This is a genomic window from Xanthomonas sp. NCPPB 3005 (assembly GCF_041228095.2).
Lineage (GTDB): Bacteria > Pseudomonadota > Gammaproteobacteria > Xanthomonadales > Xanthomonadaceae > Xanthomonas_A > Xanthomonas_A bonasiae.
The window spans coordinates 3,614,436-3,627,400 of the sequence record NZ_CP166096.2; the positions used below are offsets into that span (position 1 = coordinate 3,614,436).

A 12,965-nucleotide genomic window follows, 5' to 3' on the forward strand; every position below is an offset into this window, starting at 1 on the left:
CCCAATCGCGTTGACAGCCGCCTAGCCGCCGGCATGGATAATCCTCGTCTCTCTCCCCGCCACAGGAACGCACCATGGGCCACTGGACTACCCTCGATACCCCGCACGGCCAGGTCGCCGCCTGGCACGCCGTGCCGGAAGGCGCTCCGCGCGGCGGCCTGGTGCTGATCCAGGAGATCTTCGGCGTCACCGCCTACATCCGCGAGGTCGCCGACTATTACGCCGCGCAAGGCTACGAAGTGCTGGCACCGGGCCTGTTCGATCCGGTGGAGAAGGACATGCAGCTGAACTACGACCAGGACGGCGTGCAAAAGGGCCTGGAACTGGTCGGCGCGCTCGGCTTCGACAAGGCGCTGGACATCGTGCAGGCCGCGGCGCAGGCGCTGACGCCGGCCGGCAAGGTGGGCACTGTCGGCTACTGCTGGGGCGGCAGCGTCGCGCTGCTGGCCGCGCTGCGGCTGGGCCTGCCTTCGGTGAGCTACTACGGCGGGCGCAACACCCAGTTCCTCGACGAGACGCCGAAGGCGCCGGTGCTGTTCCACTTCGGCGCGCAGGACAGCAGCATTCCGCCGGACTCGGTGCAGCAGCATCGCGAGAAATTGCCGCAGATGCAGACCTACGTGTATCCGGCCGGGCACGGCTTCGACCGCCATGTCGACCCGAACCACTACGAGGCCGACAGTTCCGAAAGCGCGCGCCAACGCAGCCTCGCGTTCCTCGCCGAACACCTGCGCTGAGCCGCGCCCATGGCCGATTTCGCACTCGACCCGCGGCTGCAGGCCGACAGCGCGTTCGTCGCCGACGGCCCGCTGTCGCAGGTGCGGCTGATGGACGACGCGCGCTTCCCATGGCTGCTGCTGGTGCCGCGCGTGGCCGGCGCCAGCGAATGGATCGACCTGGACGGCGCCCAGCAGCGCCTGCTGCTGGCAGAGATCAACCAGCTCTCGCAGTTGCTGCGCGGCGAGCCGGGCGTGCACAAACTCAACATCGGCGCTCTGGGCAATATCGTGCGCCAATTGCACGTGCACCTGGTCGGGCGCCACGAAGGCGACGCGGCCTGGCCCGGGCCGGTATGGGGCAGCGGCACGGCGCAGCGGCTGGACGCCGATGTCCTGCAGACCCGTGTTGCGACGTGGCGGCAACGGCTACGATAGGCGCCCTTTTAGCGGAAGCCGCGTCTCCATGAAATCCAATGTGATCGCCGCCATCGTGCTGATCGTGATCGGCCTGGTGTTCCTGGCCAACAACCTGGGCTGGACCAATCTCAGCCTGGGCCGGCTGATCGCCACCTGGTGGCCGGCGATCCTGGTCGCGGTCGGCGTGGGCATGCTGTTCGGGCGCGGCAAGTAGTAGATGCCGGGATTGGGGATTCGGGATTGGGGATTCGATCCGGCGATCTCCACCCTCCTGGCTGCCGGCCGCCGATGCGCGGCGGCCGGCACGGCGCCTCAACGGCGGACGTTGACCACCTGGGTGCCGGCGATCAGGTCGTGCAGGCAGCGCTTGTCCTTGCGGAAGATGAACAGCGCATCCACCAGCGCATAGAAGTTGCCTACGATCGGCACCAACGCCAGCAGTTGGGTCGGCAGGTAGCGCAGCGCGATCAGCCGCCACAGCGGCGGTTGCCCGCCTTCCAGATCGGCGATACGGATCCACAGCAGCTTCTTGCCCCAGGTCTGCCCGGTCTTGGCCAGCGGATAGCCCTGCACCACCAGGAACACCACGAACGACAGCACCGCGTATCCGGCCATGGTCAGCCACGGCATCGGCTCGCCACCGCGCGCCGCGTCCATCACCCTGCCGAAATAGCCGGTGAGCGCGGCCAGCGGCAAAAAGGTCGCCAGCGAAATCACGCCGTCGATCAGCGCCGCGCCGAAGCGCTCGCCGCGGCCGGCCAGCACCTCGGTGCCGTCCAGCGCCAGCGGCGCCGACGGCAGCGGCGCCTCGGGCGCCTGGTAGGGATTGGGATCGTTCATTGCGCGCTCCTTGTGCTGTTGGGAAAACTCAGGTCTTGGGCAGGGTCACGCCGGTCTGGCCCTGGTACTTGCCGCCGCGGTCCTTGTAGCTGGTCTCGCAGACGTCGTCGGCGTCGGACTGGAAGAACAGCATCTGCGCCACGCCTTCGTTGGCGTAGATGCGCGCCGGCAGCGGCGTGGTGTTGCTGAATTCCAGGGTGACGTGCCCTTCCCACTCCGGCTCCAGCGGCGTGACATTGACGATGATGCCGCAGCGCGCATAAGTGCTCTTGCCCAGGCACACCACCAGCGTGTCGCGCGGGATGCGGAAGAATTCCACCGTGCGCGCCAGGGCGAAGCTGTTGGGCGGGATGATGCATTCGTCGGCCTCGATGTCCACGAAGCTCTTCGGATCGAAGCGCTTGGGATCGACGATGGTCGAGTTGATGTTGGTGAACACCTTGAACTCGCGCGAGCAGCGCACGTCGTAGCCGTAGCTGGAGGTGCCGTAGCTGACGATGCGCTCGCCGTTGAGCTGCTTCACCTGGCCCGGCTCGTAGGGCGCGATCATGCCGTGCTGCTCGGACATGCGGCGGATCCAGCGGTCGCTCTTGATGCTCATACGTCTTCCTGATGCCTGTGGCGGCAGGCCGGAACCTGCCCGCCGGGAGCGCGGCCGACGCCGGAGCGGGCCGCAGTGACCGGCGATTCTAGCCGGTCGCGGCGCGTTCGCGGCGGCCGCGGCGGCGCTCAGAGCAGCGAGGCGGCGATCGGGATCGAGGCGCGCGGCCGCTTGCGCAGTTCCTCGGTCAGGCGCTGCGCGGTCGCCAGATAGGCCAGCGCCGCGGCCGAGTCCGGGGCCGCGGCGACGATCGGGGTGCCGGCGTCGCCCTGCTCGCGGATCGCGATCGCCAGCGGCAGCGAACCCAGCAGCGGCACGCCGTACTGCTGCGCCATGCGCTGGCCGCCGCCTTCGCCGAACAGGTGCTCGACATGGCCGCACTGCGTGCAGGTATGCACCGCCATGTTCTCGACGATGCCCAGCACCGGCACTTCGACCTTCTCGAACATCTTCAGCGCCTTCTTCGCATCCAGCGTGGCGATGTCCTGCGGGGTGGTCACGATCACCGCGCCGGCGACCGGGATCTTCTGCGCCAGGGTCAACTGGATGTCGCCGGTGCCCGGCGGCAGGTCGATCAGCAGGTAGTCCAGGTCGTCCCACAGCGTATCGGTGAACAACTGGGTCAGCGCCGAGGTGGCCATCGGCCCGCGCCAGATCATCGGCGTGTCCTGGTCCACCAGCAGGCCGATCGACATCGCCTCGATGCCGAACGCGCGCATCGGCTCGATCGACTTGTTGTCGGGGCTGTCCGGGCGGCCGCTCAGGCCGAGCATGGCCGGCACGCTGGGGCCATAGACATCGGCATCCAGCACCCCGACCCGCGCGCCCTGGCGCTGCAGCGCCAGCGCCAGGTTCACCGCAGTGGTGGACTTGCCCACCCCGCCCTTGCCGGAACCGATGGCGATGACGTTGCGGACCCGCGGCAGCGGCGCGAGGTTGGGCTGGACGGCGTGGGCGGGAATGCGGGGACGGTCGGTCATGGGAAAACTCGCGGAGGTGATGCCGGCCTGCGCGCAGTGCGCTGCAGCTGGCGAAAAGAAAGGAAGGGTGACACAGGGCGGGCGTCTTGCGTATCGGGCCGGACGCGGCGCGCGATCGCCGCGGCCGGTCGCGCGCCGCGCGCATTTGCGCGTTCGAACCCGCGATCGCCGAGCGCACGGGGTAATGCAACCGCCGCTACCTCATTTGCTGTGCCCGCTTGCGGCAGCGATCAACAACGCATCCATGGCAGCGGCGCGACTCGCCATCGCCATCCATTCCCCATTATGGCGAAACGCCTCACCGCATTGGTGCATGCCGCGCGTACAGACGATCGGGTTCGCAGCGATGTCCCTTCCGCGCACAGACCCGACTTTTCAGGCTTTCTGAAACGCGCCGAAAACGCCCCGAACCCCATTCATCTACCTGTCTCGGCCAGGCCCCGAATTGGTGCAAAGCAGCGCGAGCGATGCCGCACCCGACACCTACAGCCACATTTGCCGGGCGTTTGCCGCCCGATCGCTGCAGATGCAACTGCTAGCACCAAAACGTGACGGACCTGTACAAACCGCGTTAAGTTCGTGTTACGTTTGGGTCGCTCGCATGGATGCGACCCCAATTCAAGGCATATGCCGTGGCACGACGCCACCCGCCTTTTCTTTATTGATTTCCGGGGATAGAGAGAAATGACTGCTCGTCAGACACGTAGTTTCAAGCACAGCCGCCTGAGCGCGGCGCTGGTGACCGCCATGGTCGTGCCGGCCGCGTTCAGCGCCTTCGCGCAGGACAGCACCGACACCAAGGCCACCGACCTGGAGCGGGTTACCGTTACCGGCTCGCTGATCCCGCAGAGCGAGATCGAGACCGCCACGCCGGTCACCACCATCACCGCCGAAGACATCAAGGCCCGTGGCTTCAATTCGGTGGCCGATGTGCTGCAGAAGAGCTCGTTCGCGACCGGCGCAGTCCAGGGCGGCCAGACCTCCGGCTCCTTCACCCAGGGCGCGAAGACGGTCAGCCTGTTCGGCCTGTCGCCGGGCTACGTGAAGTACCTGATCGACGGCCGGCCGATGTCGAACTACCCGGCGCTGTACAACGGCAGCGACACCTTCAACAACATCAGCGGCATTCCGATCGACCTGGTCGACCGCATCGAGATCCTGCCGGGCGGCCAGTCGTCGCTGTACGGCTCGGACGCGATCGCCGGCGTGATCAACGTCATCCTCAAGAAGAAGATGGACGGCGCGGTGTTCAGCATCCGCGGCGGCGGCTACTCCGAAGGCGGCGGCAGCAACTTCCGCGCCACCTTCGCCGACGGCTGGACCTCCGCCGACGGCCGCACCTCCGTGCTCGGCGGCGTGCAGTACGAAGAGAAGGACCCGATCTGGGCCTACGACCGCAGCCTGACCAAGCAGTACAACACGCAGGGCTACACCGCGCCGCTGATCAGCCGCGACTTCCTGGTGTACAGCCCGTTCACCAGCTACAAGTTCCTCGACCCGGCCAACTGCGGCAATGTTTCCGGCCTGTTCGGCGGCACCATGGCCCTGCAGCAGCGTCCGGGCTTCGGCGACGAATACTACTGCGGCTCCAAGTACACCCCGGGCTACCGCACCCTGGACAACGGCCAGAAGTCGCTGCAGGCGTACGTGCACGGCACCTTCGACCTCAACGACAACGTGCAGCTGTACGGCGACGTCCTCTACAGCAAGGACCAGGTCAAGTACAACTCCGGCGGCAACTATCTGTGGTGGGGTACCAGCGCCGACTTCGGCTACTACTACGACCCGAACCTGGACGACCTGGTCAACCTGCAGCGCTCGTTCGCGCCTGAGGAAGTCGGTCCGAACGGCTTCAACGACACGATGAGCCGCGACACCAGCGAGTCGGTCCGCGTCACCTTCGGCGCGCAGGGCACGCTCGGCCAGTCGAGCTGGGACTACGACGCCGGCGTCACCTACACCCAGTACAAGCTGGAAGAGCGCAACTTCGTCCGCTTCAAGGACCCGATCGACCAGTTCTTCATCAACAAGGTGCTGGGACCGCAGCAGGGCCTGGATCCGTACTACAACGCCTATCCGGTCTATACGCCCAACTACGCGGCGTTCTACTCGCCGATCACGCCGGAAGAATTCGCCAGCTTCACCGGCCACGCGACCAACAAGAGCAAGACCTCCGACAGCATGCTGCGCCTGCAGCTGACCAACGCCAAGCTGTTCGCCCTGCCCGGCGGCGACGCGGGCCTGGCCGTGGTCGGCGAATACGGCAAGCAGAAGTGGGACTACGATCCGGCACCGGAAATCCTCAACGGCGAAGTGTGGGGCCTGACCTCGGTGGCCGGCGGCGGCGACCGCGACCGCTACGCGCTGACCTCGGAACTGCGCATGCCGGTGTTCGATCCGCTGACCATCACCCTGGCCGGCCGCTACGACGCGTTCAAGGCCAGCGGCACCACCGTCGACAAGCCGACCTACAGCATCGCGCTGGAATACCGTCCGTTCCAGTCGCTGCTGCTGCGCGGCAAGTACGGCACCGCGTTCCGCGCGCCGACCCTGTCCGACCAGTACCAGGGCGAGAGCGGCTACTACAACAGCGTGATCGACTACTACCAGTGCGCACAGCGCGGCTACCTGCCGGGCAACACCGACAGCTGCCCGGCCGCCTATTCCAGCCGCCAGTTCCGGGGCACGCAGTCCGGCAACCTCGGCCTGAAGCCGATCAATGCCGACGTGTGGAGCGCAGGCTTCGTGTGGTCGCCGGTCGACCGCATGGCGCTGACCTTCGACTACCTCAACTGGGACATCAGCGATGAAGTCACCCAGCAGAGCGCCGATGCGCTGAGCCTGCAGGACTACCGTTGCCGCGCCGGCATCGACGACATCAGCTCGGCGCTGTGCACCAGCGCGATGGCGCAGGTCACCCGCAACGCGGCCGGCCAGATCACGGCAATCTACACGCCGAAGATCAACGTCTCCAACCAGAAGCTGGAAATGGCCGTCGCCTCGTTCCGCTACGGCTACGACTTCGGACGTTGGGGCGACCTCAGCACCGTGGTCAGCTATACGCAGAAGATCAGCCACGAGTACACGCAGTACGCGGGTGACGAACCGGTCGACCTGCTCAACAACCCGTACTGGAGCACGGACCCGAAGCGCAAGGCCGACGCCTCGCTGACCTGGGAGATCGGCGACTTCTCGACCACCTGGTACGCCAGCTGGTTCGACAAGACCCCAAACTACGCGGCAAATCTCAGCACCGCCGGCTACGCCGCGCCGCGCGCCGGCAAGCTGCCGTCGCACATCACCCACAACGCCAGCGTCACCTACACGGCGTTCGAGGGCATGGAGCTGTCGCTGATGGTCACCAACGTGTTCAACAAGATGCCGCCCTTCGACGCGTCCTACCCGGGCAGTTCGAGCTCGCCGTACAACTCGTACAACTACGATGTGTACGGTCGCGCGTACCTTATGGAAATGCGTTATTCGTTCGGCAAGTAATCGCGCCTGAAGCGACACCAAAGCCCACCCGCGAGGGTGGGCTTTTTTTATGCGTGGCGCCTGCCGGCGGAATATGCGCGACAGCGACTGCAAGCGTCCGCTTTGACGCCCGCAATGACCCACGGCCGCACACGCGATGGCGCGGCCTTTTCGTTCGGTCGGTGGTTACCGTAAGGGGCGTGCCGCCTCAGCGGTTGCCTTGCCCCGCCGCTTCGAGCGATTGCGTCTCGAGCAGTTGTTTCAGCTCGGCGAGATCCTCGCCGTAACGTTGCCAACGGCCCATGTAGGCGCGGGTCATCGACGTGCGCACCTGCACCACGCTGGCGGTGGCCACCGGCGCCTGATTCTGCTCGAAGCGCAGGCAGGCGTCGTCCCACGGCAATCCGCAGAACTCCAGCAGGCGGCGCGTGGTCGGCTCCTGCTCCAGCACCAGGTCTTCGTAGTCGATCTCCATGAACCGCTGCGGGAACAGCGCGCGCCAGTGCGCCATCAACCGTTCGAACATCAGGTAGTAGCGACCGACGTCCATCAGGTCGAAGGAATAGTCGTAGTACGGCGAAGACAAGGCGAACAGCTGGCGGAAGTTGCTCAGGCAGGTGTCCATCGGATCGCGCCGCAGGCAGACGATGCGCGCATTCGGCAAGGCGCGCGCGATGTGTCCCACGTACAGGAAATTGTGCGGCAGCTTGTCCACGAAGCGCGGCTTGGCGGCGGTGCCGGGACGAGTGGACTCGACGTACGCACGGCCGAGTTCGCGCCAGTCCAGCCCCTGCAGCCGGGTCAGCGTGGCCACGTCCAGGATCGCCGGCGATGGCGTGCGCACCAGGCGCTTGAGCGCCACCGAGAAATTCTGCAGCTCGCCGGCCGAGTGCACCTGCGGATGGCTGGACAGGATCCGGTCCACCAGGGTGGTGCCGCTGCGCGGCATGCCGACCACGAAGATCGGCTCCTGGCTGTCGAAGCCTGACGTGGGCGCAGCGTCGGCGCGGAAGGCACGCTGCAACGCCTCGAACAGCACCGCATCGTGCTCGGACGTGTAGCCGCGCGCGCGCTTCTGTACCGCCTTGCCCTGCACGTAGCCACGGAACGCGGCATGGTAGTCGCCGAGATCCTCGTGCTCCTTGGCCAGCGCCAGGTTGAGATACAGCACCGCTTCCGGGGCGTCGCCGGCCGAAGCCAGCGCCTGCTCCAGCATGGCCAGGTTGTTCTCCTCCGCGCTCCACTTGCGCAGTTGCGACAGCGACAGATAGACCTTCCAGTAGCGCGGCTCCAGCGCCAGGCAGGCCCGGTATTCCTGCTCGGCTTCCTGCAGGCGCCCGGAGAACAGCAGCGAGGTGCCGAGGTTGTAGCGGAAGCTGGCCTGCTGCGGCGCGAGTTGCACCGCCTGGGTGAACGCCTGCAGCGCGGCGACGTGCTCGTTGACCTGGGTATAGACCACGCCCAGCGTGTCCAGCGTGTGCGCGTCGGTCGGGCGCAACGCCATCGCCTGGTCGGCGAAGCGCTGCGCCTCCTGCATGAAGCGTCCCATCGCCAGCACCTTGGCCAGCTGCGTCGCGTAGTCCGCACGCTGCGGATTCAACGTCGTCGCCTGATACAGGTGCGCCGCGGCGGGTTGCATCTGTTTCAACTCCAACGCCGCCACGCCGGCCACGAAATGCACGCCGGGGTGTTGCGGCAACGCGCGCAGAAGCTGCTGCGCGAGCCGCTGCGCCTGGCCCCAGTCGCGCTGGTTGAGCGCGGCGACGGCCTGGTTGTAGAGCTGAACCTGTTCGGTCATGGAGGGGCCTGATGTCGGAGGAAGCCAGCGCCGGCGCGAGAACGCCACGGTTCGAGCGAGCGGTCAGCCATTATGCCCGGCGATCGGAACGATGGCCTTGAAGCGGATGCCTGCGCTACGTCGCATCGGACCCGCGCACCGAGCGGCGCAATGGCGGCAGCGGCACCGGCGCAGCCGTCCGTGAAACGAAGGCACCGCACCGCGGCGCCGGCAAACGGCACCGCGCTCAGTCAGCGCCGCCCATCGCCCAGCAACGCCATCGCCGCATTGTGCCCGGGCGCGCCGGTCACGCCGCCGCCCGGGTGGGTACCGGAGCCGCACAGGTACAGGCCGGGAATCGCGCCGCGGTAGCTGGCCTGGCCGAGCATCGGGCGCGCGCTGAACAACTGGTTGAGGCTCAGCGCGCCATGGAAGATGTCGCCGCCGATCAGGCCGAAGGTGCGCTCCAGGTCCAGCGGGGTCAGCGCCTGCCGGCCCAGCACCGAGTCGGCGAAGCCCGGCGCGTAGCGCTCGACGGTGGCGATCATCAACTCGGCCACCTCGTCGCGGTGCGCGTCCCAGCTGCGCCCGTCCGCCAGCTGCGGCGCCACGTGCTGGCAGAACAGGCTGGCCACGTGCTGGCCGGGCGGCGCGAGCGAATCGTCCAGCGTGCTGGGGATCAGCAGTTCGACGATGGGCTCGCGCGACCAGCCATGCGCGCGCGCATCGCGGTAGGCGCGATCCATGTAGTCCAGGCTCGGCGCCAGGATGATGCCGGCGGTGAGGTGATCGCCCTGCCCCGGCAGCGCGCGGAACCGCGGCAAGCGTGACAGCGCCACGTTCATCCGGAACGTGCCCGAACCGCAGCGCCAGTTGGCCATGCGTTCGCGGGTGGCGGCCGGCACCTGCGCCGGGTCGAGCAGGCGCTCGTACAGCAGCTTGGGATTGACGTTGGCGACAACGCGGCGCGCATGCAGGCGCTCGCCGTGTTCGGTGACCACGCCGACCGCGCGCCCGTCCTCGACCAGGATCTCGCGCACGCCGGCGTCGGTGCGGATCTGCGCGCCGGCGGCGATCGCCGCCTTGGCCATCGCCTGGGTGATCGCGCCCATGCCGCCGAGCGCATGGCCCCAGGCGCCCTTGACCCCATTGCTCTCGCCGAACACGTGGTGCAGCAGCACGTAGGCCGAGCCCGGCGTGTACGGGCTGGCGTAGTTGCCGACGATGCCGTCGAAGCCGAACAAGGCCTTGACCGGGTCGCTCTCGAACCAGCGCTCCAGGTACTCGGCGGCGGAGATGGTGAACAGGTCCAGCAGCTCCTGGCGCAGGCCGGGATCGAGCGCATGCAGGCGACGGCCGAGGCGGCCGGCACGCAGCAGTTCCGGCAGCGCCTGCACCCAGCCGCCATCGGTGACGTTCGGCGGCGGCTGCAGCGCCAGCGCACGCAGCACGTCGGCGATGCGCTCCAGCCGCGCTTCGTAGGCCGGCAGGCGCTCGGCGTCGCGAGCGGAGAACTTCGCCACCTGCGCCTGGGTGATGCCGGCGCCGGCCAGCAGGTAGCGGTCGTCGGGCAGCGGCACGAAGTTGTTGCAGCGCCGCGGCACGATGCGCAGCCCGTGTGCGGCCAGGTCCAGATCGGCGATCACCTTCGGCTGCAGCAGCGACACCGTGTAGGACGCCACCGAATTGCGGAAGCCCGGATGGAATTCCTCGGTGACCGCGGCGCCGCCGACTACGCCGCGCCGCTCCAGCACGGTGACCTTCCAGCCGGCGCGCGCCAGGTAGGCGGCGCAGACCAGGCCGTTGTGGCCGGCGCCGACGATCAGGGCATCGCAGGACGGTTCGCGCTTCATCCCGGGGATGATACCGGCCCGCCGGCCTCACGCCTGCTGAGCGAGGCCCGCTGAGCGCGGGCGCCCGGCCCATGACCTTCGACACCCCTGAAACCCCGGGCAGCGGCGTACAGTCTCGCCACGGCCCTTAGGGCCATTCCGTATCCACGCTGGCTTGGAGCTTCCTTGTGACCTTTCGCAATCCCCAGATGCTGTTGTTGACCCTGGCCGTGAGCGCCGCCCTGAGCGGCTGCAACAAGCCCGACGCGGCAGCGCCCGCCGCCGACACCGCCAAGACCGAGGCCGGCGCGCCGGCGCCTGCCGCCGCGCCGGCCGAGCTGAAGCTCGACACCAGCAAGCTGCCGCCCTACAACGCGTTCAGCGCCAACGACCTGGACCCGACCAAGGAGGCCTGCAGCGACTTCGCCGGCTACGTCAACGGCAAGTGGCTGGCCGCCAACGAAATTCCCAAGGACCGCAGCAGCTGGGGCGCGTTCTCGATCCTGGACGAGCGCTCGGTCGCCGTGCAGCACCAGTTGGCCGAGCAGGCCGCCGCTGCGGCCAACGCGCAGGGCGTGGACAAGATCGTCGGCGATTTCTGGTCCTCGGGCATGGACGAAGCCAAGGTCAACGCGCAGGGCATCGAGCCGCTGAAGGCCGACCTGGCCGCGATCGACGGCCTCAAGGACGGCCCGGCGGTGGCCGAGTACCTGCGCCAGAGCGCGGCCAAGGGCGAGAACGGCCTGTTCGGCTTCGGCGCCGAGGCCGATTTCAAGAACTCCTCGATGAACATGGCCTACGCGATGCAGGGCGGCCTGGGCCTGCCCGACCGCGGCTATTACTTCGATGCCGACAAGAAGGACAAGCTCAACGCCTACCAGGCGCACGTGGCCAAGGTGCTGGAGCTGTCCGGAGTGCCGGCCGCCGATGCGGCCAAGCAGGCCAAGGACGTGGTGGCGCTGGAAACGCGCCTGGCCAAGGTCTCCAAGTCCAGCGAGCAGATGTCGCGCGACGCCGAGCTGTCCTACAACCCGGTGACCCCGGCCGAGGCCGACAAGCTGGCCCCGAACTTCCCGTGGACCAAGTTCTTCGAATCGCAGGGCGTGGCGGTGCCGGAGAAGTTCTCGCTGGCGATCCCGGCGTTCCACCAGGAAGTGAGCAAGGCGCTGGGCGACACCGACCCGTCGGTGTGGCGCGCCTACCTGCGCTTCCACACCGTCGACAGCGCTTCGCCGTACCTGAGCGATGCGTTCGCGCAGGAGAGCTTCGCGTTCTACGGCAAGGAGCTCAACGGCCAGGCCGAGATGAAGCCGCGCTGGAAGCGCGTGCTCGGCAGCATCGAGGACGGCGCCGGCGAGGCGATGGGCCAGATGTACGTCAAGGTGGCGTTCTCGCGCGACGCCAAGAGCAAGATGCAGCAGCTGGTGGACAACCTGCGCCAGGCGCTGAAGGCGCGCATCGAGAACGTCACCTGGATGAGCCCGGAGACCAAGGCCAAGGCGATCGCCAAGTGGGAGACCTTCACCCCGAAGATCGGCTACCCGGACAAGTGGCGCGACTACAGCGGCCTGAGCACCCAGCGCGACAGCTACCTGGACAACGTGCGCGCGGCCACCGCGTTCAACTACAAGTACAACCTGAGCAAGATCGGCAAGCCGGTGGACAAGACCGAATGGGGCATGACCCCGCAGACGGTCAATGCCTACTACAACCCGCTGCAGAACGAGATCGTGTTCCCGGCCGCGATCCTGCAGCCGCCGTTCTTCGATCCCAATGCCGACGACGCGTTCAACTATGGCGGCATCGGCGCGGTGATCGGCCACGAGATGACCCACGGCTACGACGACCAGGGCGCGCGCTTCGGGCCGACCGGCAACTTCGAGAACTGGTGGACGCCGGCCGACGCCAAGAACTTCGCCGGGCTCACCGGCAAGCTTGTCAAGCAGTTCGACGAGTACAAGGTGGACGGCAAGCCGGTCAACGGCAAGCTGACCCTGGGCGAGAACATCGCCGACCTGGGCGGCCTGTCCACCGCCTACGACGCGATGAAGAAGGCCACCGAGGGCAAGGACGATCCGAAGGTCGGCGGCATGACCCGCGACCAGAACTTCTTCCTCAACTGGGCCACCGTGTGGCGCACCAAGTACACCCCGCAGAACGCGGCGGTGCGCCTGACCACCGACCCGCACGCCCCGGCGCAGTTCCGCGCGATGGGCGCGCCGTCGAACCTGCCGGCCTTCGCCGCCGCGTTCCAGTGCAAGCCCGGATCGCCGATGGTGCGCGCCGGCGACAAGCAGGTCGTGATCTGGTAAGTCTGGCGATCCG

10 protein-coding genes are annotated in these 12,965 nt (G+C 67.6%); 5 read left to right on the top strand and 5 right to left on the bottom strand.

The window, feature by feature from the left end:
- The first annotated feature begins 74 nt into the window (after window positions 1–74).
- The 3 genes from AB8810_RS15600 to AB8810_RS15610 are packed head-to-tail and all read left to right on the top strand — an operon-like array spanning window position 75 to window position 1,350.
- Window positions 75–737: a dienelactone hydrolase family protein gene (locus AB8810_RS15600; protein WP_369914140.1), complete on the top strand. Its 663-nt coding sequence runs from the start codon at window positions 75–77 to the stop codon at window positions 735–737.
- Window positions 738–746: 9 nt separating this feature from the next.
- Window positions 747–1,154, top strand: a complete 408-nt coding sequence (locus tag AB8810_RS15605; RefSeq protein WP_179563817.1) for an HIT domain-containing protein — start codon at window positions 747–749, stop codon at window positions 1,152–1,154.
- A 28-nt stretch (window positions 1,155–1,182) separates the two neighbouring features.
- On the top strand, window positions 1,183–1,350 hold the full coding sequence (locus AB8810_RS15610; RefSeq protein WP_003467495.1) for a LiaI-LiaF-like domain-containing protein: 168 nt from the start codon (window positions 1,183–1,185) through the stop codon (window positions 1,348–1,350).
- A gap of 98 nt (window positions 1,351–1,448) precedes the next feature.
- Here the strand turns inward: AB8810_RS15610 and AB8810_RS15615 are convergent, their stop codons facing one another.
- The 3 genes from AB8810_RS15615 to apbC all read right to left on the bottom strand — a co-directional run bounded on the left by AB8810_RS15615 (window position 1,449) and on the right by apbC (window position 3,557).
- On the bottom strand, window positions 1,449–1,976 hold the full coding sequence (locus AB8810_RS15615; protein WP_179563816.1) for an RDD family protein: 528 nt from the start codon (window positions 1,974–1,976) through the stop codon (window positions 1,449–1,451).
- A 28-nt stretch (window positions 1,977–2,004) separates the two neighbouring features.
- Window positions 2,005–2,577: a dCTP deaminase gene (gene dcd, locus AB8810_RS15620; RefSeq protein ID WP_179563815.1), complete on the bottom strand. Its 573-nt coding sequence runs from the start codon at window positions 2,575–2,577 to the stop codon at window positions 2,005–2,007.
- A gap of 128 nt (window positions 2,578–2,705) precedes the next feature.
- Entirely contained in the window at window positions 2,706–3,557 is an 852-nt protein-coding gene (gene apbC / locus AB8810_RS15625) for an iron-sulfur cluster carrier protein ApbC (RefSeq protein WP_206228611.1), read from the bottom strand.
- A 747-nt stretch (window positions 3,558–4,304) separates the two neighbouring features.
- On the opposite strand from apbC, the gene AB8810_RS15630 reads away from it, so the two are divergent.
- Entirely contained in the window at window positions 4,305–7,052 is a 2,748-nt protein-coding gene (locus tag AB8810_RS15630; protein WP_206257495.1) for a TonB-dependent siderophore receptor, read from the top strand.
- 187 nt (window positions 7,053–7,239) lie between these two features.
- Here the strand turns inward: AB8810_RS15630 and AB8810_RS15635 are convergent, their stop codons facing one another.
- Window positions 7,240–8,829 carry a sulfotransferase gene (locus AB8810_RS15635; RefSeq protein ID WP_369914141.1) on the bottom strand — a complete coding sequence of 530 codons (1,590 nt, stop codon included), beginning with the start codon at window positions 8,827–8,829 and terminating at the stop codon, window positions 7,240–7,242.
- Window positions 8,830–9,059: 230 nt separating this feature from the next.
- Window positions 9,060–10,661 carry a phytoene desaturase family protein gene (locus AB8810_RS15640; RefSeq protein WP_369914142.1) on the bottom strand — a complete coding sequence of 534 codons (1,602 nt, stop codon included), beginning with the start codon at window positions 10,659–10,661 and terminating at the stop codon, window positions 9,060–9,062.
- Between the two features lie 188 nt (window positions 10,662–10,849).
- Here AB8810_RS15640 and AB8810_RS15645 point away from each other — a divergent pair, with 188 nt between their 5' ends.
- Entirely contained in the window at window positions 10,850–12,952 is a 2,103-nt protein-coding gene (locus AB8810_RS15645) for a M13 family metallopeptidase (RefSeq protein WP_369916678.1), read from the top strand.
- Window positions 12,953–12,965: the final 13 nt, after the last annotated feature.

Bases quoted from the DNA above. Each gene is read 5' to 3' on its own strand.
- AB8810_RS15640 (WP_369914142.1), bottom strand. From the start codon at position 10,661: ATGAAGCGCGAACCGTCCTGCGATGCCCTGATCGTCGGCGCCGGCCAC.
- AB8810_RS15615 (WP_179563816.1), bottom strand. From the start codon at position 1,976: ATGAACGATCCCAATCCCTACCAGGCGCCCGAGGCGCCGCTGCCGTCG.
- AB8810_RS15610 (WP_003467495.1), top strand. From the start codon at position 1,183: ATGAAATCCAATGTGATCGCCGCCATCGTGCTGATCGTGATCGGCCTG.
- dcd (WP_179563815.1), bottom strand. From the start codon at position 2,577: ATGAGCATCAAGAGCGACCGCTGGATCCGCCGCATGTCCGAGCAGCAC.
- AB8810_RS15600 (WP_369914140.1), top strand. From the start codon at position 75: ATGGGCCACTGGACTACCCTCGATACCCCGCACGGCCAGGTCGCCGCC.
- AB8810_RS15630 (WP_206257495.1), top strand. From the start codon at position 4,305: ATGGTCGTGCCGGCCGCGTTCAGCGCCTTCGCGCAGGACAGCACCGAC.
- AB8810_RS15645 (WP_369916678.1), top strand. From the start codon at position 10,850: ATGCTGTTGTTGACCCTGGCCGTGAGCGCCGCCCTGAGCGGCTGCAAC.
- AB8810_RS15605 (WP_179563817.1), top strand. From the start codon at position 747: ATGGCCGATTTCGCACTCGACCCGCGGCTGCAGGCCGACAGCGCGTTC.
- apbC (WP_206228611.1), bottom strand. From the start codon at position 3,557: ATGACCGACCGTCCCCGCATTCCCGCCCACGCCGTCCAGCCCAACCTC.
- AB8810_RS15635 (WP_369914141.1), bottom strand. From the start codon at position 8,829: ATGACCGAACAGGTTCAGCTCTACAACCAGGCCGTCGCCGCGCTCAAC.